The 24,081-nt window shown below is 69.0% G+C and carries 29 protein-coding genes; 19 read left to right on the forward strand and 10 right to left on the reverse strand.

From position 1 onward, the window contains the following. Nucleotides 1–204 precede the first annotated feature (204 nt). On the forward strand, nucleotides 205–957 hold the full coding sequence (locus tag G5C65_RS01140; RefSeq protein WP_165296655.1) for a DUF4232 domain-containing protein: 753 nt from the start codon (nucleotides 205–207) through the stop codon (nucleotides 955–957). Nucleotides 958–1,276: 319 nt separating this feature from the next. On the opposite strand, the gene G5C65_RS01145 is transcribed toward G5C65_RS01140, so the two are convergent. From G5C65_RS01145 to G5C65_RS01160, 4 genes are all read right to left on the reverse strand, one after another. After that, on the reverse strand, nucleotides 1,277–1,423 hold the full coding sequence (locus G5C65_RS01145) for a hypothetical protein (protein WP_165296656.1): 147 nt from the start codon (nucleotides 1,421–1,423) through the stop codon (nucleotides 1,277–1,279). 1,023 nt (nucleotides 1,424–2,446) lie between these two features. Continuing rightward, the gene (locus G5C65_RS01150; protein ID WP_165296657.1) at nucleotides 2,447–3,022 is read right to left on the reverse strand and encodes a hypothetical protein; all 576 of its coding nucleotides are present in this window, start codon (nucleotides 3,020–3,022) and stop codon (nucleotides 2,447–2,449) included. 84 nt (nucleotides 3,023–3,106) lie between these two features. After that, nucleotides 3,107–3,640: a hypothetical protein gene (locus G5C65_RS01155; RefSeq protein ID WP_165296658.1), complete on the reverse strand. Its 534-nt coding sequence runs from the start codon at nucleotides 3,638–3,640 to the stop codon at nucleotides 3,107–3,109. Between the two features lie 221 nt (nucleotides 3,641–3,861). Then, on the reverse strand, nucleotides 3,862–4,335 hold the full coding sequence (locus tag G5C65_RS01160) for an ATP-binding protein (protein WP_165296659.1): 474 nt from the start codon (nucleotides 4,333–4,335) through the stop codon (nucleotides 3,862–3,864). Between the two features lie 243 nt (nucleotides 4,336–4,578). On the opposite strand from G5C65_RS01160, the gene G5C65_RS01165 reads away from it, so the two are divergent. From G5C65_RS01165 to G5C65_RS01190, 6 genes are all read left to right on the forward strand, one after another. Next, entirely contained in the window at nucleotides 4,579–5,112 is a 534-nt protein-coding gene (locus G5C65_RS01165; RefSeq protein WP_165296660.1) for a hypothetical protein, read from the forward strand. A 49-nt stretch (nucleotides 5,113–5,161) separates the two neighbouring features. Further along, entirely contained in the window at nucleotides 5,162–5,695 is a 534-nt protein-coding gene (locus tag G5C65_RS01170) for a hypothetical protein (protein WP_165296661.1), read from the forward strand. Nucleotides 5,696–5,730: 35 nt separating this feature from the next. Beyond that, nucleotides 5,731–6,990, forward strand: coding sequence for an MAB_1171c family putative transporter (locus tag G5C65_RS01175; protein ID WP_165296662.1), 1,260 nt, complete (start codon nucleotides 5,731–5,733; stop codon nucleotides 6,988–6,990). Then, nucleotides 6,987–7,619, forward strand: a complete 633-nt coding sequence (locus G5C65_RS01180) for a hypothetical protein (RefSeq protein WP_338146190.1) — start codon at nucleotides 6,987–6,989, stop codon at nucleotides 7,617–7,619. The genes G5C65_RS01175 and G5C65_RS01180 overlap by 4 nt, the downstream gene beginning before the upstream one ends. 163 nt (nucleotides 7,620–7,782) lie before the next feature. Continuing rightward, nucleotides 7,783–8,262 carry a deaminase gene (locus G5C65_RS01185; protein ID WP_165296663.1) on the forward strand — a complete coding sequence of 160 codons (480 nt, stop codon included), beginning with the start codon at nucleotides 7,783–7,785 and terminating at the stop codon, nucleotides 8,260–8,262. Next, nucleotides 8,259–8,489 carry a hypothetical protein gene (locus G5C65_RS01190; RefSeq protein WP_165296664.1) on the forward strand — a complete coding sequence of 77 codons (231 nt, stop codon included), beginning with the start codon at nucleotides 8,259–8,261 and terminating at the stop codon, nucleotides 8,487–8,489. The genes G5C65_RS01185 and G5C65_RS01190 overlap by 4 nt, the downstream gene beginning before the upstream one ends. An 84-nt stretch (nucleotides 8,490–8,573) precedes the next feature. Here the strand turns inward: G5C65_RS01190 and G5C65_RS01195 are convergent, their stop codons facing one another. The 3 genes from G5C65_RS01195 to G5C65_RS01205 form a co-directional block, all read right to left on the reverse strand. Then, nucleotides 8,574–9,605, reverse strand: coding sequence for a phosphoadenosine phosphosulfate reductase domain-containing protein (locus tag G5C65_RS01195; RefSeq protein ID WP_165296665.1), 1,032 nt, complete (start codon nucleotides 9,603–9,605; stop codon nucleotides 8,574–8,576). A gap of 81 nt (nucleotides 9,606–9,686) precedes the next feature. Continuing rightward, a complete protein-coding gene (locus G5C65_RS01200) occupies nucleotides 9,687–9,995 on the reverse strand; it encodes a hypothetical protein (protein ID WP_165296666.1) in 309 nt (102 codons plus the stop codon). Nucleotides 9,996–10,405: 410 nt separating this feature from the next. Then, the gene (locus G5C65_RS01205) at nucleotides 10,406–11,104 is read right to left on the reverse strand and encodes a hypothetical protein (RefSeq protein ID WP_165296667.1); all 699 of its coding nucleotides are present in this window, start codon (nucleotides 11,102–11,104) and stop codon (nucleotides 10,406–10,408) included. A 254-nt stretch (nucleotides 11,105–11,358) separates the two neighbouring features. Between G5C65_RS01205 and G5C65_RS01210 the strand changes: the two genes are divergently transcribed. The 7 genes from G5C65_RS01210 to G5C65_RS01240 all read left to right on the forward strand — a co-directional run bounded on the left by G5C65_RS01210 (nucleotide 11,359) and on the right by G5C65_RS01240 (nucleotide 17,131). After that, nucleotides 11,359–11,592: a hypothetical protein gene (locus tag G5C65_RS01210; protein ID WP_165296668.1), complete on the forward strand. Its 234-nt coding sequence runs from the start codon at nucleotides 11,359–11,361 to the stop codon at nucleotides 11,590–11,592. A gap of 419 nt (nucleotides 11,593–12,011) precedes the next feature. Beyond that, complete coding sequence (locus G5C65_RS01215; RefSeq protein WP_165296669.1) at nucleotides 12,012–12,422, forward strand: hypothetical protein; 411 nt, start codon at nucleotides 12,012–12,014, stop codon at nucleotides 12,420–12,422. Between the two features lie 101 nt (nucleotides 12,423–12,523). Then, complete coding sequence (locus tag G5C65_RS01220; protein WP_165296670.1) at nucleotides 12,524–13,366, forward strand: hypothetical protein; 843 nt, start codon at nucleotides 12,524–12,526, stop codon at nucleotides 13,364–13,366. 140 nt (nucleotides 13,367–13,506) lie between these two features. Beyond that, the gene (locus G5C65_RS01225) at nucleotides 13,507–14,142 is read left to right on the forward strand and encodes a hypothetical protein (RefSeq protein ID WP_165296671.1); all 636 of its coding nucleotides are present in this window, start codon (nucleotides 13,507–13,509) and stop codon (nucleotides 14,140–14,142) included. 99 nt (nucleotides 14,143–14,241) lie between these two features. Then, a complete protein-coding gene (locus tag G5C65_RS01230; RefSeq protein ID WP_165296672.1) occupies nucleotides 14,242–14,751 on the forward strand; it encodes a hypothetical protein in 510 nt (169 codons plus the stop codon). A 102-nt stretch (nucleotides 14,752–14,853) separates the two neighbouring features. Further along, nucleotides 14,854–15,606: a hypothetical protein gene (locus G5C65_RS01235; protein ID WP_165296673.1), complete on the forward strand. Its 753-nt coding sequence runs from the start codon at nucleotides 14,854–14,856 to the stop codon at nucleotides 15,604–15,606. A 196-nt stretch (nucleotides 15,607–15,802) separates the two neighbouring features. Beyond that, entirely contained in the window at nucleotides 15,803–17,131 is a 1,329-nt protein-coding gene (locus G5C65_RS01240; RefSeq protein WP_165296674.1) for a DNA cytosine methyltransferase, read from the forward strand. Between the two features lie 44 nt (nucleotides 17,132–17,175). On the opposite strand, the gene G5C65_RS01245 is transcribed toward G5C65_RS01240, so the two are convergent. Both G5C65_RS01245 and G5C65_RS01250 read right to left on the reverse strand, forming a co-directional pair. Beyond that, a complete protein-coding gene (locus tag G5C65_RS01245; protein ID WP_165296675.1) occupies nucleotides 17,176–17,553 on the reverse strand; it encodes a hypothetical protein in 378 nt (125 codons plus the stop codon). A 20-nt stretch (nucleotides 17,554–17,573) separates the two neighbouring features. Beyond that, nucleotides 17,574–18,035 carry a nucleoside 2-deoxyribosyltransferase domain-containing protein gene (locus G5C65_RS01250; protein ID WP_241265468.1) on the reverse strand — a complete coding sequence of 154 codons (462 nt, stop codon included), beginning with the start codon at nucleotides 18,033–18,035 and terminating at the stop codon, nucleotides 17,574–17,576. Nucleotides 18,036–18,157: 122 nt separating this feature from the next. Between G5C65_RS01250 and G5C65_RS01255 the strand changes: the two genes are divergently transcribed. Next, on the forward strand, nucleotides 18,158–18,658 hold the full coding sequence (locus G5C65_RS01255; RefSeq protein ID WP_165296677.1) for an NUDIX domain-containing protein: 501 nt from the start codon (nucleotides 18,158–18,160) through the stop codon (nucleotides 18,656–18,658). A gap of 68 nt (nucleotides 18,659–18,726) precedes the next feature. Here G5C65_RS01255 and G5C65_RS01260 read toward each other — a convergent pair whose 3' ends face one another. Beyond that, entirely contained in the window at nucleotides 18,727–19,176 is a 450-nt protein-coding gene (locus G5C65_RS01260) for a hypothetical protein (RefSeq protein ID WP_165296678.1), read from the reverse strand. Nucleotides 19,177–19,614: 438 nt separating this feature from the next. On the opposite strand from G5C65_RS01260, the gene G5C65_RS01265 reads away from it, so the two are divergent. The 4 genes from G5C65_RS01265 (at nucleotide 19,615) to G5C65_RS01280 (ending at nucleotide 23,815) form a co-directional block, all read left to right on the forward strand. Next, the gene (locus G5C65_RS01265; RefSeq protein ID WP_165296679.1) at nucleotides 19,615–19,968 is read left to right on the forward strand and encodes an HNH endonuclease; all 354 of its coding nucleotides are present in this window, start codon (nucleotides 19,615–19,617) and stop codon (nucleotides 19,966–19,968) included. Next, complete coding sequence (locus G5C65_RS01270; RefSeq protein ID WP_165296680.1) at nucleotides 19,965–20,243, forward strand: hypothetical protein; 279 nt, start codon at nucleotides 19,965–19,967, stop codon at nucleotides 20,241–20,243. The genes G5C65_RS01265 and G5C65_RS01270 overlap by 4 nt, the downstream gene beginning before the upstream one ends. Nucleotides 20,244–20,676: 433 nt before the next feature. After that, a complete protein-coding gene (locus tag G5C65_RS01275; protein ID WP_165296681.1) occupies nucleotides 20,677–21,279 on the forward strand; it encodes a hypothetical protein in 603 nt (200 codons plus the stop codon). 745 nt (nucleotides 21,280–22,024) lie between these two features. Continuing rightward, complete coding sequence (locus G5C65_RS01280; protein WP_165296682.1) at nucleotides 22,025–23,815, forward strand: hypothetical protein; 1,791 nt, start codon at nucleotides 22,025–22,027, stop codon at nucleotides 23,813–23,815. The last annotated feature ends 266 nt before the right edge of the window (nucleotides 23,816–24,081 follow it).

Raw genomic sequence — 24,081 nt, forward strand, 5'->3', positions numbered from 1 at the left:
CCCTCCCCTCCCTCCGTCCCGGACCACCGTTCCAGAGAACGGGCATCCCCGCAGGTCACAGCGCATCCCACCGTTCCGGCATCCCCCGGTGGCGGCGAACCGTTGCGGTCCGTTCCGTCCACCCCTGAAGGTCGTGTCCTGCCGGGCCGACGCCGCTCACGTCCCGCCCGGCAGGAACATCCGATCACCACGGGGGGACCCGCCATGCACAAGAACCTCATCCGCACGACCACTCTGGCCGCTACGGCACTTGCCGCCGTCCTGTCGCTGACCGCCTGCGGAGGGGGAGCCTCCGCCGACGCCGCGCCCTCGCCGAGCGCGGCACAGCCGGAGGCCACCGGGAGCTCCGGCGGCTCCGGCAGCTCCGGCGGCTCCGGCGGCTCCGGTGACAAGGCACAGCACAACGGGAACGACGCGGGCGGCACCGGCCCGCAGAGCGAGGGCTCCGAGAGCAGCGGCGGAAGCGGGAACGGAAACGGGAGCAACACGGCCAGGGACGTCAACAGCAACGGTGACGGTGACGGTGACGATCGGGGATACGGGCAGTTCTGCGGCGCCAACGACCTCACCTGGAAGACCAGTTCCGAGACCCAGGCCGGCGGGTACATCCTCATTTCGGTACAGGCCAAGTCGGGCATCACCTGCACGCTCCCGGCCGAGCTCCCGGTCGTGGCGTTCGGGTCCGACGGCACCCAGGCGGGCCCGGCCGAGCAGGCCGTCGGCAACCCGGTGAAGCTGAGCGGCGACACCACCGCCTACGCCGGGGTGAACCCCAAGACCACGAACAACAATTACGGCAAGGAGCTGGACGAGATCATCGCCGCCGTCGGCAAGAGCGACAAGACCGACCCGGTCAGCCTGAAGACCGGCAGCATCACCGTCGACAAGCCGATCGTCACCAACTGGCACACGGCCCCCGGGGACGCCGTCCCGTTCGACGGCATCGACAGCCACTGAGCTGCCGCACCGCCGCTCCGGCGCACGGCGCACCGGGCGCGTGAAAAAGCCCTCCTGATCCTGCTCTCTCGCAGGTCAGGAGGGCTTTCCCGGGACTGTGGCGGCGCTAGGAACTGTCGTCAAATGTCACCATGAACGGTCCGATGCCGAGTGGGGCCTCCTTGCGGAGGCATAAACGGCTGGCTGCACACCCGCTTCCGTCGTCGGGCCGGGCAGGCCGGGGCGGACGCGGCCGGCGACATCCACCCGGCCTGCGACGCTGTCGGCCGCCCGCCGGCCTCCACCCCCACCGGCGGGAACACCAACGACTGCACCCAGTTCACCCCCGTGCAGGCGGGGATCCGACCTGGGCGACGGCGACCCCGCGGACTCGGAAGTGGTCCCGGGAGACGTGCAGCCACCGGCACATGTCGGTGACGCGATAGGTGTCCTTCTCCGCATCGATGAACTCATGGCAGGCGCTCACCGGTGCTCCCGGGCGGAGAAGGAAGCGGCATTTCTCAGGAAGGCGTTCTCCTCGCGCAACTTCTGGACCTCACGCTCAAGCTGCCGCATGTACTGAGGGCCGTCTCGTGAATGCCGAGCTCGGCGGCGACATGGGCGATCGTGCGGGGACCGTCGATCACCATGTCAACTGCCTCGTCCTTGAACTGCTGTGTGGATCGAGGTGGCACGTGCTCTCTTACCGGACCAACCACAAACCTACGCGGGGCCCTGTCCGGGAAGTTCGAGGCACCTCAAGCCGAGGCGGACTCGTCCAGGAGAGTGGCTATGGCGAGGTCTGGGCGAAGGCCCGCGAGAAGGCGCTGGCCCCGGAGGAAGCCGCCTCCCCGCTCGCCCGGCAGCCGTACGGCCTCCGCCACGCGGGGATCTCGTTCTGGGTCAGTTCCACCGTCGACCCTGCTGAAGTCGCGCGCGGGGCTGGCCACAGGTCCTGTTCCGGGCGTACGCCAAGGTGCTGGCTCAAGCCCAGGACCGCGCGAACAGCCGGATCGAGGCAGCGATGAAGGAGTGGGGGGAAGCCGGGGAGTAGCGCCGGTGTGGGCCCCTTCTGCGTGTCCGACCCGGGCCACATCTGGGCCGCGCATGGGCCAGACGCACTGATCAGCCCCGGTACACCCGTGAGACAAGGTGCGACAAACCACACCTATCACCCCTCGCACGAACCTGCGCGTTCGAATAAGAAAAGCCCCTCCGACCCTGCTCTCATGCAGGTCAGAGGGGCTTCACACTCCTGTGGCGGCGCTAGGATTCGAACCTAGGAAGGCTGAGCCGGCAGATTTACAGTGGGATCGCGCGCATGGCCCTGACCTGGGGTTTCGGGTCAAATACGGGCCCGTGGCCCGTGAATGGCCCGGATCTGGATCCGTGGCCCGCAGACGGCCCTGAGCTCGGTCGTCCAGCCGACGTTACGCCCCACGAGGGAGGTCCGGTGCAGCCTGCCGACTACCCTGCCCCGGGTGCTGAGGCAGCGTTGCGATCCACAGCGTCAGTTGGCGTCGGCACTTGCCGCTCCGCCCGACTGCGAGAGCCCTGCCGTCAGCGGGCGACCGAGGTCAGCAAGAGCATTCTGCGGAAATCCGTCGCGCAGCAATGGCAAGGTCCGGTCGAAGTCCTGGAGCAGTCCTCCGCCCTCGACGGGCCACAGCCGGGAATCGGCGACCGGGATGCCGACATAGGCCCGTCCCGGTGCGTCGTCCCAGGTCGGGTCCAGCGCTGTGCCGTCGGACCGCACGACCCAGGCGTGCGGCAGGTACACGTCGAGCCCGGCACGAGGGAGGGCGAACCCCTCGGCGTACACCACGCCCTCGTCACAGTGGTCTCGGGCGTAACGGGCCGCGTTGCTGTAGCAGAGCCGGTTAGGCATGTTGGTCGGACCATCGGGACTGGGCACATGGGTGAATCGACGGCCCAGGGCAAGCAGGAGATGGAACTGGCTCCGATAGCTCCAGTTCTCGGGTATGCGGTGGGCGTCCTCGGAGAGCCGGAAGTGCTGGCGAATGTAGTCGATGAGGCCGTCCTCGGCGGCGATGAGGGACGTGGCTTCGGAGGCGCTGTTCGTCATGCCAGCGGGTAGCCCTTCGATAGCTTCGCGGAGTTCATCGTGGACCGGTCGTCGGTGCTCCCGTTGGGTCGCCTGGGCGACACATCAGCCTTCGTCCGCACGGGCCAGAGCCTCGGTGATCATGCGGGTGGCGAAGTCGCGGTCCTCGGTGATGCGGTTGATGTGCTCCGCGAGCAGGAAGACGGTGGCTTCCAGGGGGTTCATCTCGTCCTTGGTCCAGTATCCGTACTGCTTGCGCCACAGGCCGGGGCTCAGGCCGGTGCCCGCGGCGATGACCAGGCCGGCCATGGTGGGGATGACCTCGGGACGGAAGGTCTTGGGCATCCTGTACATCGTGGTCACGAGGCTGGGCACCACGTACTCGATGACGTCCCTGTCGTGGTCTTCGTAGGCCATCCGCAGCCAGCGCATGAACATGTAGATGAGCGTGCACGCGCCGTTCAGCATGTCGTCGAGTCTGCTGGACTGCAGGAGTTGCTCGGTCAGTGCTTCTTGTTCGGCGTCGGGCTCCGTCTTGTTGTCGCAGTCGTAGACGGCTTTGAGCCGGGAGTCCATCACCATGAGCACTGCGTCCACGTCGCCGACGGGAGCGTGCCCGGGGTCGCAGGGCGATGACACGGGATTCTCCTCGTCTGTCTGTGGGTAGCGCGGCGTGCCCGTACAGTAGCTTGTCGACGATACGAGGGTCGGACGAACCCCGTGAAGAGCCTGGGCGACCGAAGGTTCCCTGCACGCACACGCCATACGGCGGCACGCACCTGAGAGCCGGTGACTCAGGATGCCCGGAGCGGCGCTGAGCCGGTGTGGCCCAGCGCAACGATCGCCGGGGGAGGGCGCTATCAAGCCTCCGGCTTAAGTGGTACGGACGCCCAGGTGGCGTGCCCTCCCTGGTCGCCGCGGTACTGGCCGATGTCGTCGACCAAGCGGTGCACGAGATACAGGCCGGGCTCTTCATCCGGAGATGGAAGGGGCCGATCCATCTCGCCCAGCGTCAGCATGACGTGCGCTCCATCGGTGGAGATCCGGCCCTCAAGATCTGGGCAGTGCTGGTGGCGAGCGGTGATGTCGACCAGTTCGGTGAGCACGGCGAGCACCGTCTCCTGCATCTCCGGGCGCCCGGGAAGCAGCGCCGGCAGGAACGTTTCAACGAACGAGCGAACCCGTCTGATGGCCTCGGTGGGTGGATGTTCCGCGCTGAGGCGCACTTCGAGGGAGTTCTCCACCGCAGACGCCCAGGGTGCCCGGTCCGGCTCGGCCACGCGTGTGCGCAGGGCTGATACCCATTTGTGCGGTGTGGTGTCGGAGATCGTCACGGTGTGATCCGTCCCGTCGTCAACTGCATGGGGGCGTGCGGGGCTCGGGACGAGGGGAACCGGTCGGCGGCCAGGCGTGCGCAGCGGGTGCGTCATGTCGGGCAGCACTCCGGTTCCGGTGCGAGCCGGGCATCGGTGTCACGTGCGGTGCAAGCAGACGGTAATGGACACTCACCGGAACGTGTCAAACCGTAGTTGGATAACAGCCCACCCCAGGGGCAAAGGTCGTTGGAAGGTGAGGTTATGGTGATGGCCTCACTACCGGCCAAGGAAGACTCACCCATCGTGACCCCACCACATGCCCACGAGCACTCGTTCGCCAGACGGCTCAACCTCCTGTTCGAGGCATGCGCCCCGGAAGACCCTGACAACCCTGGCCAGTACGTCGAGTACACCAACCAGCAGGTAGCCGACGAGATCAACCGACGTCACGGCAGGGGCACAATCACCGGCGAGTACATCCGACGCATGCGCAAGGACGGCGGCCCCAATCCCACCGAGCGCTACATGGCCGTCCTCGCCGACTTTTTCCAAGTTCCCCTCGATGCTTTCAAGCTCACCGGAACGCCGAGTGAGATCGCTGACAAGGTCATGGCTGAAGCACAACGGTTCGTGGAGATGAAACGTCGTCAGCGGGAGGAAGAGCGCGAGACGCCGGACATCGCCGTCCTGGCGCGCGCAGCTCGCCGCCTGTCCCCCGAGGGCCAGGCGCGCGTCGCCCGGTACGTCTCCAAGCTGCAGCAGATCGAGCAGTTGGAGAACGAAGCGGACGGCTGATCCTCGGCCAGAAGCCGCCCGCCCTACAGCACAAGGTGAACACGCTCCGGTGATCCGACATGCAGACGGCGAAGTCCGCCGTGCCCTCAAGGACGTTCCCGTCCCCGATCCCCTGACCGTCGAATCTCTCTTCGCCATCATCCAGAACCTTTACCCCCGGCCTCTGGAACTGCAGCGGGGCGCTCCGCCCTTGGAGGGTCTACGCGCGAACGGGCTCTGGCTGACCCGGCCCCATGACGGCAGCGACGCCATATGGATCGCCCCAGAGCTCACGGGCGCCGTCGCCGTGCACAGCCTCGCCCACGAGTTCGGGCACTTCCTGCTCGGTCACCCGCCCGTGGAGATTCCCACGAGACCAGCCCCCGAGCCAGAACCGTTCCACTACCTCAGCCCCGACTTCCTCGGCGGCTGCCTGATCGGCCGCGCGCGCTCTCAGGACGGGCCTCGTGATCCTGAGTACGTCCAGATCGAGGACCAGGCCGAGCGCTTCGCCTTCGCCCTGCGTCACAAGGCGACCGCCCTCGCCCGCGAGAACCGACACTGCGGAGACGCCCTCCTCCACCGCCTCTACAAGGCGCTCTGAACATCATCCGGCTCCCGAAGCAAGAAACCCCTGTCTTGACCTCCGAAGACCTCCTGAACCTGCTGATGGTCATCCCCCTGTGGCTGGTCGTCGCCTTCCGCACCTACGTCCGCAACGGGCGCAGCGAGCCCAATCCCGGCCAGGACGCGCTTCTCTTCACCTTCGCCACCCTGGCCCTCGCCGCCACCCTGCGCGTGCCGTCCGTTGTGCACGCGCTTGCCGACGCCACCGGAGTCCGCGACATCGCGATCCTCCCCAGGCACCTGGCCGTGATGGCCTCGTGCCTGCTGCTGGTGGGCTGGGTCGACTCCGCCACCCCGCCGCACAACCCCAAACCGTGGTGGCGACGCCTCGCCGGGCCAAGACCCCGCCTCATCTTCGGCGTCATCACCGCTGGGGCTGCGATCGTCACTTTCGGCGGCGCCGCTCCCGTGCCGCTCGCCGCGAACGGCGACGTCGACTTCACCGCCGGGCAGTACGGCGACACCGACGGAACCGTCTATCTGCTGCTGTACCTCGTGCCGATCGGCGTCGCACTCGCGCTGTCCGCCGCCCTGTGCCATGCCGCCGCCACCCGCGCCGCCCCCGGCGCGTACCGGATCTGCATGCGCCTGATGGCCGCCGGTTGCGTCATCGGCGGCAGCTACCCGCTCTTCCGGATCACCTACCTCACCTACGGGCTCACAGGCTCCGAGTTCCCACTCACCGCCGCCGAATTCGACCTGGTCGGCACCCTCATCCCCCTCGCGACGATCCTGCCGGTCATCGCCGGGTCCAGCATCCGCGGCTTCGACGTCGTCGGCCGCGCCCGACGAAACCGCCGCGCCCTGATCCGGCTGCGCCCTCTGTGGGCCGACCTCGTGTTCGTCCTTTCTCCGGACAAGATCCGTGACTACCTCGCCAACGGCACCTCCCCCGCCCACGACCGATGGCGGCTGCGCGGCGCCTACAACCGGCTCGACGCACGCGTCGTCGACATCAGCGACGCCGCGTTCGAACTGCTGCCGTGGATCGACGAGGACCTGCCCGCGCGCGCACTCGCTGTCGCCCGCGCCCACGGCCTGACCGCTGACGACGCCAACGCCGCGGCAACGGCCCTGTGCCTGCGCGTTGCCCGCCGCCGCGCCGTCGATGGCGAACCGCCAGCCTGCCCGTCCACCGTCGAACCGCTCCTGGAGCTTCGCGACGACCAGGAGGCCAACGCCCAGTGGCTGACCAGCGTCAGCACCTACTACGCCTTCGAATGGCTGGACGGCCTTGAGAAGGAACTGACCGAGGAGAAGGTACCTGCGTGACCGCCCTGCACAACCGATCGGCCGAACAGCCCGAGCCCACGTCCGAGTCCGGCAAGACCACCGCGGCCCGCCGTATCACCGACTGGCTCGACCCCAAGAACGTCATCATCGCCGTCAGCGTCCTGACCGGTCTCGCCCAGGACAACGCGCTTACCGGCCTCGCCTGGTCTCTCGAAGCCGTGCTGTTCGCCGCGGTGATCCCGATCGTCTACATCACGTACGGCATCAGGAAGGGTCAGTGGGCCGACCGTCACGTCGGCCAGCGCCAGCGTCGCCTGCTGCTCATACCCGTGATCATGACCTCGGTCGGTGCCGGCATCGGCGGCATGCTCTGGCTCGACGCGCCCCGGCCGATGCTCGCCCTGGTCGCCGCGATGCTCGCCACGCTCGCCGTGCTGCTGCCCGTCACCGCGTTCTGGAAGATCAGCGTGCACTGCGCTGTCTCGGCCGGAGCGGTGGCCATGCTCGCGATCACTTACGGGGCGCTGGTCTGGCTAGCCGTGCTGGTGGTCGTCGCGATCGCCTGGTCCCGCGTCGAGCTGCGCGCGCACACTCTCGCTCAGACCATGGCAGGAGCCCTCGCCGGGGCCGTGGTCGCCGGACTCGTCTTCGCCACAGTCAGCGCCTGACGTACCCCCAGGGCCTCCACAACGGAAGCTGGTGACTGTGGATGTGGACGTGCCTGTGGCGCTGAGGACGATCCGGCAGACCCCGGACATGGTTCGCGTGCACGCTCTACGGTGTACGGACCCCAGCCACGAAGGGCCAATGCCCGAAGGGATGGAGATGCGCATGACGACCGACAACGACCGTCTCCGCGCTGAGCAATGGATGCGGCATGCCATCGAGCTTTCCGCCCGATGCCAACCGTCGCCCGGCGCTTACTCGGTGGGAGCGGTCATCGTCGGCGCGGACGGCACCGAGCTGGCCGCTGGCTACTCCCGCGAGGAGCACCCCCGAGAGCATGCAGAGGAAGCCGCGCTGAGGAAGGTGCCAACCGACGACCCGAGGCTGAAGACCGCGGTGCTCTACAGCACGCTGGAGCCGTGCACGCAACGCTCCGCGGACCGGACACCGTGCACGTATCGCGTCATGGAGGCTGGCATCCCGCACGTCGTCATCGCATGGCGTGAGCCAGCCGGGTTCGTGGAGGACTGCACGGGCGTCGAAGAGCTGCGCGCGGCCGGTGTCACGGTGACCGAGCTGCCGGAACTCGCCGACCAGGTCCGCGCCGTCAACGAGCATCTGCCGCACCTGGGAGAGACACGATGAACGACAAGGTCGACGTGGTGGCGAACCGGCTCCCGGACGGGACGCTCGTGCTCCCCCTGACCACGGTCACCGCGATCCTCCGGCAGATCGCGGACAACGTCGAAGTCTGGCAGCAGTCAGGACGAACCTCCGACCCTGTCGCGGAGATCCGCGCCGTTGCTGAGCAGATCGACGCCGCTGGACTCATCGACCAGGTCAGCCCCGATCAGCCCTCACCAGGTGAGTAGCGCCCCCTTCCGGGCGACATGCGGGGTACGCGGACCGTCCCTTCGGTCTTCGTCTCGGGGTGACGGTGGTGGGAGCGCAGGAGGTTAGGAAACCGGGGTGAGTCGGGCCAGGTAGTCGTGTGTGGCCTTCTCGCCCACGTATCCGGCGAGGGCCGCGCCGCGCGGCGGACGTCGTAGCTCGGCGTCGAGCGTCTCGGCGCGTTCGATGATCTGGCGCATGGACAGGCGGTTCTTGAAGTCGGCGCCGATCTTCGTCTCGACGGCGGCGTACTCGGCGGCCTTCCCTGGGCGCAGGCGCGCGGCAAGGACGAGGTCCGCCTCGCACCCGAGGACACAGAAACTACAGCTCAGACGACGCATGCCCCAGTCGTACGCGTCGTGGTACGGCAAGCCGCTGCGTGCGATTTCCGTCCAGACCTCAACCTCCGACCACCCGTGGATCGGCCTCCACGTCGTCACGTGCCTCTTGCCGTTGCTCGCCGGGCGGTCGATCTCGACGGCTGCGAGCTTGGCGCGCGGGGCCGACTCGGCGGCCCTCTGGCCCATGCAGTTCAAGATCCGGGCCGGGCGCCCCAGGTCGCCGAGCTCGGCAACGAGCCGGGTCATCAGCTTCCGGATTGGACCTCTTTTCAGGTCACTCGTGCACCACCTAGCTGAACTTGAAGGCCAGGCCGGAGCGATCCTCACCGTGGTCGGGTCGAGGCCCTGTTCGCGGGCTTCTTCCTCGGCCTTCGCCTTGAGTTTGAAGAAGCGGGCGACGGTGCGCGCCAGCAGGTCTCCGCCCTCGGCCTTGACCACCTCGAAGCGCACGCCCAGGAGGCGGGCTTGCTCGGCGGCGAGCTGGCGCGTGCCGCCCCACTCGACGTCCCCGAGGTCGCTATGCACGATCACGACGTGGTGCAACAGGCCGAGCCCGGCCGCTAGGCGGCAGACGTGGGAGGCCATGGACTGGCTGTCCTTGCCGCCGCTGGAGTTCAGGAGTATCCAGTCAGCGGCACGCAGCAGCGCGCTCGGGACGGTCGTGGTCGGCAGTTCGGGAACGGACGGGTGAATGCGGCGGGTGCGCGTCTTGATCGGGGCGGGGGCATCAGTGAACAGGGCCAGTTGGGCGCTCATGGTGTCCTCGGCGTGGAAAGTGCGGGGTGATCGGCGGGAGGGCACCGGGGGCGCACAGTCGGCGCCCCCGGGCAGGGAGCGCTACGAGGGGTTCTCGACGGTCCACTCGGCGAGTTCGTTGCCCTGGACGACCCACACGTCTTCGCGGTCGGTCACCCAGCCCTCGCCGGGCTTCCACACGTGGGTGCGCAGGAAGGACATGGGGACGTGGCCCTTCTCCCGGACCTGTTCCAGGTTCAGGACGGTCCCTCTCCAGGCGTAGACGGTGTAGTCGGACTCCTTGCGGGAGGTGCAGATGTCGAGCCGGATACGCATCCCGTGGTCGAGCACGATGTCGCCTTGGGTGAGCTGGCTGCTGTCCTTGATCGTGACGTTCGATGCGTTGGTCATGGGTTCCTCGTGATCGTGTCGAGAGTGGGAGAGGTTGCCGGGGCGCGGCCGTGTGCGTCTCGCCCCGGAGGTTTCACGCCGTCGTCGAGACCCGCGCTGGGTCCGTATGGGAGGCCCGCGCGGCGTTCGCTGGCCGGCACGGCTTCGGGCGTGTGCTCGGGTGACGCGTGCTGGGTGAGCAGGCGGTGAGCAACGCAAGCCTTCGGCAAGGTCTTCAGCGGTTGGTCTCCGCCCGTCGGAGCCGGGCCTCACTGCCTGTGTGTCGGCGCGGCCACGTCGCGGATCGGGAGCGTGACGCACTCGGGAACTGAGACTTTTGAGACCCCCTTACGCGCGCACGCGTAAGGGGGTGTTGCTTCGTGTTGCCCTGCGCCCTTGAGACTCGTGTGACTGGCGCGGCGCAGGACGGCCTAGTCGAAGGTGAGTTCGTGGATGGTCTCCCAACCCTCGGCGAGGTACGGGGTGGGGTTGGGCACGAGGGTGCGGACTCGGAGCAGTACGGGGCCTTCGGCGTTCCAGAACCACTCGAAGTAGAAGGGGCGGCCGTTGATGTAGCGCATGTGGTCGGCCTGGCCGCCGCCCTGGTGGTCGGGGAAGTAGTGCGGATGGGTGCGCTCGCTGATGTGGAACGGCCGCGTGGGTAGGGCGGTGCTCTTGCGAGGGTGGTGCGTCGAGGCGCTGTGCTCGTTCAGGGGCCGGTGGGGTTCGTCGAGGTCGCGCATGGCCTCGACGAGTGCGAAGTGCAGGAGGGGGGTGTGCCGCTTGATGTGGTGGGTGAGCATGCGGGCGCGGTCTTGGCGGGTCAGGGTGCGGGCCCATGTGCGGGAGCGTCGGTAGGCGGCTCGGGCTTCGCGGTAGCTGACGCCGACGCGGTCCATGTAGTCCTCGACGGCGATCGCTCGGTCGAGAGCGGCAATGGCGAGGATGCTGGCGGCGTAACCGTCGACGGCCGTCACCTCGACAACGTCGAGGCAATCACCCCAGTACGCGTCGAAGTGCAGGAGATCGCGGTCTTCCTGGGTGTCAGGGGTGGGGAGGACGCCGTGCACGGTGCCGTCCTGAATGAGGACGGTGAAGGAGCGGGGGGCCTTGTCCAGGCTGACGGGCATGGGTGTGCCTTTCGCTTTGGGTCTGCGCCCGGTTGCTCTCCGGGCTGTTCGGCAGGGCGCCGAACCGACGCTCAAATAGTACAGCGCAAGTTGTCGCTCACGAAATCCACACCTCGGGGAACCATTCATGCGGCCACACACCTGACTGTGTGATGCGTGCTGTACTTTTCTATCGGTAGTCGGTAGCGTTTCGACCGCACGACCAACCCGGAGAGCAACCGGGGCAACAGACCCGCCTTGAAAGGGGCTCCGCCATGGGTACTCCACCCCTCGCCGAAGACTCCGCACCGCCCGTTCGCATGTACGGCGTGATGTGGTCCGCCGACTTCGAAGCGTCCAGCCCGTTGGAAGCTGCGCACCTGGCGTACGAACAGCTCAAGCGCTGCGCCGAGGACGGATGGTCGCCGGAGCTGGAGGTGACCGACGAGGACGGGCAGATGATCGTCATCAGCCTGCGCGCGCGGGAAGCGAGGGGGGAGGGTCGGTGATGGGCCGTGACTGGACGGAGATGGGGCGCGCGGACTTCGACGCGTCCGCGCCACTCACCGTCGTTGACGAGAGCGCTGTACGCACTGGGTCCGCGTGCCGGCCACCCCGGACGCGTACGGCACGGTCGCACTGTTCGGCGATGAGACACCGGCCCGCCGCGCCGCACCACGCCGCCGAGCGCGGCCCGAGCAGCCGCAGCCCGAAGGCCTGTTCTAGCTCACCCGGTACAGCCCGCGTCCTGCATGGGCGATGTGCACCGCCTGCCGGACTGCAAGTTTCCCGTGACAACGCTGTTCACATGCCGTCTTGGTGACCGTTCGGCAGCCCCGAGCTGGAACCCAAATGACGCATGCTGTACTATTTTTGATGTTGGCGGAGAGCAACCGCCGACAAGACCCGAACCGAAAGGTGACCTCCCATGGCTTCTGCCTCCTCGCACCGCGCCGCCGCTATCGTCCGCGACTCCGCACGTGCCCACCGTGCCCGGCGCCGGGCCGTCAAGGCCGTCACCAGCGGCCCCGCTTCCGCATTCGCCCACCTGACCGCCATGGGCATCGACACCGACACCGCCCACCGTTACGCGGCCACCCTCACCAAGCGCGCCAAGGCCCTCGGCGAGACCCCCGTAACCGGCCTCACCGTCAAGAAGCGCCCCGGCAAGAAGGGCATCACCCGCACCCGCTCCGCCGACCTCGGCCGCAAGAAGCGCCACCGCATCACCCCGGTCGCGCTGTGGACCCGCGCACAGATCACCGCCGCCCTCCACGGCTACCAGCCCCGCGACACCGCTGCGCGCGAACGGTTCGCCCGCCTGGCCCTCACCGCCTGACGCGCCCCAGCCGCGCCTCCACTGCGAGGTGCGGCCCCACGCAACCACGAACTACGCCGCCGGGGCGCTCTCCCGCGCCCCGGCTCACCCCGGAGCCATCCGTGACCACCACTCCGCACTCCTACGCGCTCGCCGCCGTCCGTGCCCGCTCGTTCGCGGCCATCACCCGCCGCTGGTCCTCGCGCAGCATCTCCCGGGACGCGCTGCTTATGATCGCTCAGGCTCTGGAACTCGCTGCCTGGCAGTTCGAGGACGGCACGCCGTCCACCGCCAGCGGCGGAGCCGACGGCAACGCGGTCCCCGCCGAGCCGCTGTCCTGCCTCTACACCGCCGATGACATAGCGGAGGAGGGAGCCGACGTCCACTTCGCCGCCATCTTCCGTGACTACGTCACCGCAGCCGTGCACCGCACGGAGCCTGAGATGCCGCGCCCGCTGCTGCCGCTCAACCCGGAGCTGATCGCGCAGGAGGACCGCATCAGGACCGGCCTGGAGCTGCTGCACTCTCAGCTCGCCGCTGCTACGGACCAGGGAACGACCACAGCCCTGCTGGAGGCGGTGCTGGCGCTGCGCGCCAAGCACGCGCGTCTCGGCTCGGTCGTCCCCCTTGACAACGCGCGCCCCTGCTTTGCTGACCTCTACTACGTCGCCGTACCGGACAGCTGCTGGGGGCCGTACCTCGCCCGCCGTCACAGCACCTGGAAGGTGTGGGAGATCCCCGCCTTCTCCCGGGCCGTCGCCCGGCAGATCACCGACTTCCACGCCACGCTGCCCGGACTGACCGAACGGTTCGACTGGGACGGAGACGATCTGTACTTCTCCGCCTGGCCCGACTCTTCCGGAGAGCAGTGGGATCGTGAGCCGGTTGAGCGCACGCACGACGGCCACTACCTGATCGGCGCGGGCGAGTGGTGCTGGGATGAGGTCAGCCCCGAGGACTGCTGATCCATGCGCCGTACGGGAGCGGGTGGCGGCGCAAGCACGCCCGCTCCCCTGGCGGAAGCGACCCCTCTTCGGCGCATGCCATCCGATGCGCCCAGCCATCGGCCGGAGAGCAACCGGCCCGACTCGAAAGGCTCCACCTGATGAACCGCACCTTCATCGCCGAGACCCGTGTCGCCTACGGCGTGTACGCCGTCTTCCCCTACCGTTCAGGCGTCGCTGCGCAGCTCACCGAACGGCTCGGTGGTATGCAGGAGTACGCGTCCGCTCAGGCGACTCGTCTCGACTCTCCCGCGTGGCGGGAAGCCGCCGCGCGGCTCTTCGGCGCCGTCGTTGATGTGCAGATCGCCGCTGCTGCCCGCCGGGGCAGGCGTCGTCCGCTGCATCGTGCTGCCGTCACCGCCACGCTGGACGCCATCAAGGCGTTCGAGACGTTGCACGGGAACGCCCTCCCGCACGACGCGCAGGGTCGCTATAGCCCTGAGCCGGGCACCGAGTACCCGTTCAGCGTCAGCGACATCGGGCGCGCCGCCGCGCGGCTCCTCGGGGACGACTGGGATGCCGAATCGACTCCGTGGGGCGTCGGCGCCTTCCTGGAGCACGAGGGCACGCCCGGCGGTTTCACCCTCGGCGTGGACGACGAGGGCGACCTGTACGTCAACGCCGAGCTGATCGACCCGAGCATCATCTATCTGCCCGACGCCTGCGCATCTGACGGTCTCGACGCGCTCGCCCAGCTCGTGGCCGACACCGTACGCAGCCTGAACAACGTCACCTGACCAACCAACCGCCCCACCTCGCCCCGGCCACCCGGCCGGGGCCCTGGGCCCGGAGAGCAGCCGGGCCCGCCGACCCGACCCGAGAGGACCCGCCTCCCCATGACCACGCTCGACATTGCTCCCGGCGCGCTGCGCCCCGCTGGTCCCATCACGTCAGCCGCAGAGGGCGGACCGGCGAGACTGTACTCCCGCGCCGAAGTCCGTACAGCGATCGAGGACGGCGCGACCCTGACCGCCGACGAGGCGCACATCTCCTGTTACGCCGACCGGTTCGCATGGCCCGTTGCTGCCGCGATGGTGCTGCTCGACCGGCCGAACGCCGCATGGGGCGATGTGCGGAACCTGCGCTTCGGCTCAGCAACCGGCTCTGCCACTCCCGAAGATGACGAGGAGCCGAAGTTCACCCGCGACCAGGTGTCCCAGGCCGTGAACAACGGTGTCGACTGGGCCGCCGGGCGCATGCTGCGGCGCGTGGCCGACGACGTGGACAACTTCATCGTGAACGCCGCGATGACGCTCCTGGACGACCCGGACGCCGACTTCTACAAGGTCGTCAGGGAGTGCTACTGCGAGAGCCCTCGCACGGTCCGCGCCTGGCTCCGCTCCTAGTCCTGACCCACCTTCCGGGGCGCGCCACCCTCGGCGCGCCCCCCGCCCTGCCCATCACGCCCGGAGAGCAACCGGGCCGCCCCGAACACGAAGGATCCCACCGTGATCACGCTGAACTTCGCCCTGAATGAGGTCATCGACATCGCCATGCACACGATGCTCTCCCCGCGCGAGACGCTGCGCCCCACTTACGAGCAGTGCGAGAGCGAAGAGCCCGTCCGCCCGTCTCTGTGGTGGGTCAGGGAGGGCAGCCGCATCTACCTGACCGGCAACTCCACCCGCAAGAACGCCCCGCGCGACGCGTTCGCCGAGGGCTACGGCCCCGGCGGTGACGACACTTCCGGCATCCCCGGCCTGGACGACGGCGTGATCGAAGTGTTCCCGCTGGACGGCCCGCTCACCGGCGCGTGCTTGTACTCCGCTCTGCTCTGCGCCCAGGTCGATGGCCACAACACGCTGACCATCACGCTGGGCGACGATGTAGACGAGATGCGCGCCCGCCACCGCTCGGTGCCCGTTGCCCCGTACGGGCTCACCACGTACACGCACGGCATCGTCGACCTGGCCCGCGCCAAGGGGCTGCGCCTGGCCTGGAGCACCGGAACGGCCCGCCATCTGCTGAACCTCACCTCGCCGGGCCCGCACGGAGTATCCGGCCATATTGTCATCGGCGCCCGCTCCGGCAAGGTGCTGCGCGCCGCTCTCACGTACCCGTCTGACGGCGCCACCACCCAGACGACGGCCAGCGGAACCAACGCCGTTCGGGAGCTCTTCGCGGGCCTGTCCCCGTCGCCGTGCCCGCCCGGATGCGACGCCCCCGCCGTGGACGCCTGCCACGCTCGCGCCGCCCAGTAGCACCCGCCGCTGGTTGTCCCGCTCCACACGGGCCCGACGCTCCTTCGCCGGAGTGCCGGGCCCTCTTTCATGATAGTTCACATCGAACTGATGCCCTTGAGCTGCACGAACGACCCCGGCGTAACGCATGCTGTACTATTTCTCGGGTTGGCGGAGAGCAACCGCCGACCAGACCCGAAACGAAAGAGGCCACCCAGTGCCCGAGCTGACCGCAGCCGAACACAGCGCCGTCACCACCGCCCTCGCCCACAAGGCCACCGGCGCCCCGATCCCAGCCCACGTCATGGCCCAGCTCGACGAGATCGCCGCGCCCTGGCCCGGTCGCTGGCTCCTCCCCTGGGAAGAAGGCGAGCCGGAACGCGTTGTCGAGCTGTGCGCCGGTCCGGGCGGCTGGGCCGAAGGGCTCAGGACCGTCCTCGGCATCACCCGCTTCGACATCGTCGGCGTCGACATCGACAAGGACGCGTGCGAGACCGCCCGCGCGGCCGGACACGCCCGCATCTGCGCCGACGTCACCACACTCGACCCCGAGCATCCGGCACTGCGCAGTACGCGCGGAGTCATCATCAGCCCCCCGTGCCCCAGCTTCTCCACGGCGGGCAAGCGCGCCGGACTGTTGGAGGCGAACCTGACCATCCTGTGCGAGACCATCGCCTGCGTCGGCGAGGCCGCCGGGTTCGTCCGCCTCGACGAAGTGTGCTGCGACGAGCTTTACCCCGGCCTCGACGGGGACTGTCCGCTGTGCGAAGAGGTCGGCTACCACGAGGGTTACGCACCGCGCTCCGGCGCGACCTGGGCCGAGGTTCGCGCGATGCTCGACGGCCTCACGGACCCGCGCATCGGGCTGATGGCCGAGGTCGCGATATGGCCGCTCGGTCTCCAGGCGGCGGGCGCGCCGATCGCATGGATGGCCATGGAGCAGTCCAGCAACCTCTCGGAGCGCGTCCTGGACGACCTTTCGATCGAGTTCGGGTGCGCCGACTGGTTCCGCACCTCCTGGGCCGTCCTAGAGGCCGCGGACCTCGGCGTCGCTTCCCGCCGCAAGCGCACGTTCATGATCGCCACCCGGCACAAGTGGGTCGACATCGCCCCGCTCTCCGACGCCCTGCCGGGCACGACCATGGCCGAAGCGCTCGGCTGGGACGAGGGCGAGCGGGTCAACACCCGGGGCAATCGGCCCGTCGACCCGGCCACCGGCCGCGCCAAGGGCGGCAACTGTTTCTCCGCCGACAAGCCGTCCTGGTGCCTCACCGGCAAGACCCGCACCTGGGTCCGCGAACGCGACGGCCAGCGCCTCACTCCCGCCGAGGCCGGGACGCTCGTCTCCTTCCGCGCCACCTACCCCTGGCAGGGCTCCCGCTCCTCACGGTTCCAGCAGGCCGGAGACGTTGTCTGCCCCGCCGTTGCCGCCTTCGTCCTCGCCGCGATCCACGGCGTCGACTGGGAGCCACGGATCCGCGACTACCTCACCGGCCTGTACCACTACGACGACCTGTGGGCCGACGAGTACGACCTGGTGGTGTGACCCCCGCCGTGCGCCCGGCCTCGCACCACGGAGGCCGGGCAGCGTCAGTCGTTCGCAGTCTGCCGTTGGTGCCCCGTCGCCACGATGGTCTCCGTATGCTGCGCCCGGATCGAGAGCGGCAGCCCCGCTGCCTTCCGAGCCCGGCGATAGGTCAGCGCCCACCCCATTTCCTTACGGTGGGTCCCGTCGGCGTTCGGCTCGACCCGCCACCACAGCCAGCCGAACGGGTGCGTGCGGCCCTCCTCGAAGGGCGCCATGAACGCGTACGTCGGCAGGTCGGTCAGTTCCGTCAGGCTCTTGGCCGCCTGCGGGACGCTGCCCAGCTGGACCAGATCCAGCCTCGTGTCCGCCCGTGCCTTCCTGACCATGCCCCGGACCACGGCGGCCAAGAACGAGCCGACGACGACCACAACGAGAGACATGAGCAGAAGCCATCCGGTGCTCATCGCGCAGCCCCTATGGCAGTGCGGCACGCCTCGATCGTGTCAGCCAGCGTGGAATGGACAGGGAGCCCCGGACGCGCGTGACTGAGCTGCGCCACCACGTTCCTACGGCGCATGTACCCGGGATCCGCTCCGACCACCAGGTCAGCGGCGTCCTGCCCGGCGGCCATGCCCAACTCGTGTAAGGCGATGGGCTGATACCTGGTCGGCGAGTCGGGGAACCAGAACATGACGAAGTCCGCGCGGCGCAGACGCCGGTACTCCCATCCCACCTGGGCGGCTTCAGCGTTCGGATCGTACAGGGGGAAGCTGCTTCGGCGCGGGTTGAACACCGTGACGTCGAGATCGTCCAGCACGGCCGTCGTGGTCTTCTGCCAGTCGGGCCAGTCGGTGATGCCCCCGGGGAAAGCGCGTGGGTTCCAAAAATCCGGGACCAGCATGCGTCGGAACTCACATGTCATCGGCACGATTTCAGAGTAAGGGCACCAGAGTTCGTCCGTCCCGGCGTAGCGTGGATCTCCACGGTCAGCACAGGGAAGTCCGAGGAGGGCTCGCGTTGGGATGGACACGGAAGGAAACCGAGGTGCTGCACCGCGGGCCCTTCATCACTCTGAACCGCGACTTGGTGATCCGGCCTGACGGGAGCGAGGGCGCTTACGAGCACATCACCGTCGACGACGGGGTCCGTATCGTCGCGATCGAAGGTGGGGATCAAGTCGCCCTGGTCGAGGACGCCTTCTACCTTCAAGGCCGCAGAGTCCTTCACCTTCCCGGGGGCGGGAGCGGTGGCCAGGAGCCGAAGGAGGCGGCACTGCGCGAGTTGGAGGAGGAGACGGGGCTCGTCGCTGGCGACGTACGTCCGCTCGGCGTGATCGACCCGCTGCCTGCCGCGACGGCCGCAAGGACGCATCTCTTCCTCGCCACCGACCTGCGGTCCGGCACAGTTCACCGGGACGACACGGAGGTCGGCATGACGGTGCACTGGTGGAAGCTAAGCGAGGCCCTGGACGCCGTTCGTTCCGGTCGCATCACCGAGGCCGGCTCGGTCACTGGGCTGCTCCTGGCCGCTCACACGCAACGCTGACGACCGTCTACTAAGGAACAGGCAGAGGCCGGGGCCAGTGAACTCCTCGGGCACCTCGACGTACCGCATCAGGTGGCACCGCGTCCGGCAGTGATGTCGCTGCCGCAGAAGTCGGCCAGTTCCGGCTGGAGCTTGCGCAGCGCCTGTGCGGCCGGTTCAAGGGCTGCTTGGGCCGCGGCGAACCCCGGCCAGGCGCGTACTGCGTTGCCGCTCACGTACTGCCGGGACATCTCGCTGTGGGCGTCCGTGGCGGCAGGGTCGAGACCGGAGCACTCATTGCAGTAGTCGATCCAGGACGAGCGCATCTCCGCGAGCCTGGTGACCGCCGCCGCGGCTTCGATCAGCATCGGGACGAACCGCCGGTTGGGGTTGATGCCGTTGGCCAGCTCCCGCAGGGCCTCGGTCACCGCCTCGCTGTCGTACACCGCCTCCCCCACGCGGGAGTCCGGGTCGGCCGTGTGCGTGCTGCTGAGGAAGGGGGCACGGGTCGCCACGTCGAACTGCGCGCGCCACGCCACCTGCCGTTCCTGCGGCCCAGCTTTGCGGTCGAACCACCCAAGCATGTGTCCCCCAAGCGGTACCCGGCTTGCACGCCTGTCTACCGGACAGCCAGTACCGGCCACAACAGGATCTGGCCGATCACCAGCCCCGGTCGTCCGACAGGCACGCTCAGAGGGCTGCCACGGCGGCAGCACGCGAAGCGAGCAGCGGGGCCGCCCGAGGAAGCGTGGCGAACTGGCGCAGCGCCTGCTCCGGCCCCGTTCGCACGTCGTCATCTCGTTCGCCACCATCACGGACGCCGTGGCGGTCCCCGGCGCCGCCCTGATGGGCGCCTTCGTCGAGCCGGAGAACGCGACGTAAGGCGCTGGAGCCGTCCACTCTCCCGCCGCTCGCCCCGCCGTTCCCTGACGAGCCGCACCCTGTGGCTCGGCGGCCGGGCAGGACGGAGACCGCTCGTGGCCAGACGGCGCACCGGCCCCTCGGAGACTGTCCGCGAACTCGTCTACCAGCGTGACGGCGGTCAGTGTGCGCGCTGCGGCTCCGCACACCTGCTGACGATCCACCATCGCGTCAACCGCGGCATGGGCGGCGCCCGCGAAGCGTGGATCAACCGGCCTGAGAACCTGCTGATGGCCTGCACGACGTGCAACGGCTGGTTCGAGGACCACCCGGGGGAGTCGTACGAGGCCGGGTGGAAGGTGCGTCGCCCACAACGCCCGGACGAGGTTCCTGTGCGCTACCCCGGCGGGCGCCTGTACCGGCTCACCCGGGACGGCGTGCGCGTCATGGCCGTGGCGGTCGCGCGATGAGCCGCGCTCGGTTTACCGACTTCGGCCGCTGGACCGCTGGCACCTGGACGACGGACGTGCCCGGCGTCTGGTTCGCCATCGGCTACGTCTACACCCGCGATGTGAAGCCGTACGGCGTGTGCGGGCCCGCGATCACGATCGGCCGGCGCACCTGGGCGGTGTGCGCGCGGCACCCGCGGGCCGAGTACAAGGCACGGAAGGACGATCCGTGGGCCACGGAGAACGAGGAGTTCCGACCCCTTCCCCGGGCTCGGAAAGGGCGGTGGTGGCGGTAGTGCCGGTATCGCGAGAGTGGTGGGAGTTGCGCGGCAGGCTCCGGCGAGTCCGGCTGCTCGGTATCGGCCCCTGGCGGGTGTGGGTGCGGCGCCTGCCCGGCGCTCCGCCGCTTGCCGGAGGCCGGATCGCGCTGACGGACACCCCCGCGGGCCCGCCCTCGCCGGGCTGTGCCGACCCCGGCACCGGCCCCTCACCGGTCGGCTCGACGACTGGCCGTGATCACACCGGAGCCCGGGTAGCGGTTGACGCGCAGGGCCTGGCGGTCGTCATCGCCGGTGTGGCGTTCGCCGTGCTGCGCTGCCGACGGGTCCGGCTACGAACGCGCGAGAATGCCGGTGCCTGTACGATTTAGGCGTTGATTCGGCATGGGGGTGCCCCAGCCTTCGCACGACGCCCCCCAGGGGTGCCGCCGCCAAGATGGAGACCCGACTCGTGCCCACGCCTCACCACGATCTTGAGATCCCCGACCACAAGCGGATCCGCGAAGCCGCCAAGCGCGAGGTCAAGGACCAGATCGGTGCCATCGCGCGGCCCAACGAACGGTTCGTACGGGCCTGCGAGGTCGTGCAGCAGGCCGATCTGGAGATCGCCGCACACGTCGATGAGCGCAACAGCGCCGCCCTGTCCCTGTGGTTCTACGACGGTGTCCGCGGCCTGAACCGCGTGCTCGGCGTGACGCCCAACGCGTACGTCGAGATGCGACGCCGAGCCTTGCACGGGGACGCGAAGGCAGCGTTCCCCTCCAGCGAGGACGGGTCGCACCGCATGAGCCCGGAGCAGCGCCGTAGCGCCGCAGAGGCGGCTGGCGTGCCCCAGGTCCCTGACGCCGCCGCGCAGCTGCCCACGCTGGCGGCTACAGTCTCCGCGGCAACCGCTCGCCGGGACGCCGCCTTGCCCTTCCTGCAGGACACGGCACTCGTCCTCACCGAGGAGCCGTACGGCTGGAGCACCGAGCGCCTGGCCGAGGAAGGAGGCGTCACCGCGAAGTACGCCCGCGACGCGAAGAACCGGGCGAAGAAGCGCCGCGGCCACTGACCGCCCTCCGCTCTGCCACCCGGCCCCGGAGTTTCCACCGGGGCCGGGTTTTCAGTCGCCGGTCACCGGGGCCTGAAAACCCGGCGCCCGGGAACCCGGGTTCCGGTGTCCCGGCTTCCGGCCTTCCAGGCGCCTTTAGTAAGAACATCAAGCACGACAATCACGTACTTACGGTGCCTTCGCTTCGCTCAGGCACCGTCGGACTTCCCTGGCTCACCATGGCGGACCGACTTCGGCGGCGGCGACGGCCGCAGCCGCAAACCGGCGGGCGGCACTGGCTGGCAGCAGTCACAGAATCCGGGCCCGCGACGTTCCCCCGAGCGTGATGACCATGCCCCCCGCCGTAGCCCTGGCCCGCCACTTCTACGAAACACGCCGCGAAGTCCTGACCCTGTGCGGCAGCACGGTAACCCCCTGGTACCGGCTCGCCCCGGACGAACGCACCGCAGCCATCGCTGAGGCCCACATCGTCCTCGAAGCCCTCCGCCGCACCGACGAGGAGCAGCAGGCGCTCCAAACCGCCGCAGCTACCCGCCCACAAGATCCCGCGGCTCAGCCACCGCGTAACAAGACCCGGCCCGCGGACGTACCTACATGCGGTGCCCCGGACACGCAGCGCCCCTCCCCCCAGGCGCCGAGCGTCGGGCACCACGGCCTCCGATAGGGCCGGTCTGGCCGGGCGTCAGGGCATGGGCGCCTGGCCAGACCACGACACAAGCCCGCGACGAACGGCACCGTCCCGGCCATGCCCCCCGCACAGCCCGGCCCCACACCCCACACAGGCGTGGTGCCACCGGCTGCGCGGATCGCCCGCCCACGGCCCGGCCTGATCTCCCGGGACGCCTCCAATATCGCGGACATCCTCCTCGGCGCCCCCGCGGCCGACCGGCGCCGCGCCTTCAAGACGCTCAGCCCCGCCGAGCGACAGCACGTCATGACCGAGGTCGAACGGATCACCGGAAGCCCCTACGGCCTGTGGCACGACACCCCCTCCGGGTTCATCGAAGACGTACTCGGCGAGAGCATCTGGAGCCGCCAACGCGAGATCGTCGACGCCGTACCGCTGCACAACCGCACCGCAGTCCCCGCGGGATTCGGCGTCGGCAAGACCTGGATCGCGGGCCGACTGGTCGCCTGGGCCGGGGCGGTGAACCCTGCCGGAACGATGGTCATCGTCACCACCGCCACACGGTTCCGGCAGGTGCGCAACCAGCTGTGGCCGCACATCCGCAAGACCGTCGCCCGCGCCGGCCTGCCCGGCTACTGCGACACCACGCAGTGGAAAATGCCCGACCGCTACGGCAACGATGTCCTGGTGGCCTACGGCTTCACCGCCCCGGAGAACGACGAAGCCGCGATGCAGGGCATCCACGGCACCCCCAAGCTGCTGGTCGTCGTCGACGAGGCCGGAGGCATCGCCCGCAGCATCGGCAGCGGCACCAACAACCTCCTGACCGGCGACGCCCGCATGCTTGCCATCGGCAACCCCGCCATGGACGACCCCAGGTCGTGGTTCGAGGGACTATGCGAGGAAGGCGCAGACCCGCACCGACCGGGCACGGTCACCATCCCCATCGCCGCGCTCGACTCCCCCGCGATCACCAAGGAGCGCGTCCCATACTGCAACGACTGCCCCGAGACCGCCGACCGGCACACCCTCGACCGGCACCTGCCCGGCCAGGAATGGGTGGACCGCACCATCACCGAGTACGGCGAGGACCACCCCTACGTCGTCGCCAAGGTGTACGCGAAGTTCCCCAAGGGCGGCGGGGGCCTCGCGATCCCCGTCACCTGGGTCGAAGCCGCCCGCGACACCGACGACCCCGCCGGGCCCGGCTGGATACACCCCCGCGACCTCGGTCTGCCCGGCGAGACCGGAACGCACACGGTCCGCGACGGGGCCTGGATCCGCCTCGGCGTCGACGTCGCAGCGGACGGCGGCGACGAGTTCACCATCTATCGGTCGGTCGGCGACCTGGTTGAGCAGCGCCACCGCTCCTCCGGCTCCGCCAACGACTCCCAGGTCACGGTCGCTGAGAAGGTCCTGGAGGAGATCGACGCCGCACAGCGCCTCGCGGATGCGATCCGCTCCCCGCACCCCGTCCGCGTCAAGGTCGACAAGAACGGCATCGGCCACGGCGTCACCTCGATGCTGGAACGCTGGGCGCAGACCGGCCGCCACCAGGCCCAGATCATCGGCGTCATGGTCAGCGAATCCCCCTCCCAGGACGACCCCGGCGCCGTCATGCGCCCCTGGCGCAAGCGCGACGAGATGTGGCTCGCCACCCGCGCCCTGCTCCAGCCCGACCCCTCCACCGGGACAGGCCGCCTCCGGCTGCGCATCGACCGCGAAGCCGCCGCCCAGCTCTCCACCCCCAAACTGCTGTCGACGACGAGCGGCTTCACCCAGATCGAGTCGAAGAAGGCGATGAAGGCCCGCGGCATGAAGTCCCCAGACCGGGCCGAGGCGATCCTCCTAGCCCTGTACGAGCCCGAGCCCCTGAACAAGCCGCGCCGTCGAGGGCTGCTGAACTGAACATGCAGCCGGACTGGAACAGGACGCGCTGGCCGTCCACACGTCCATCCCAACCACACGACCTCATTCACCAGCGCTTTGAGAATGGCACGATCTGGGTAATACCGGACATGGTGGGAATCCATCGCTGCAGTTCCGAAGAACGTATTACACGAGAGATAGCGTCCTTCGATGCATCGCCGTACACTAACCCGCGCCAATGCGACAAGGGATCGCGATCCTGGTAAGACACATGCGCAACTGTACGGACTGCGAATACTGACTGA

This window comes from Streptomyces boncukensis (genome assembly GCF_011045075.1).
Classification (GTDB): domain Bacteria; phylum Actinomycetota; class Actinomycetes; order Streptomycetales; family Streptomycetaceae; genus Streptomyces; species Streptomyces boncukensis.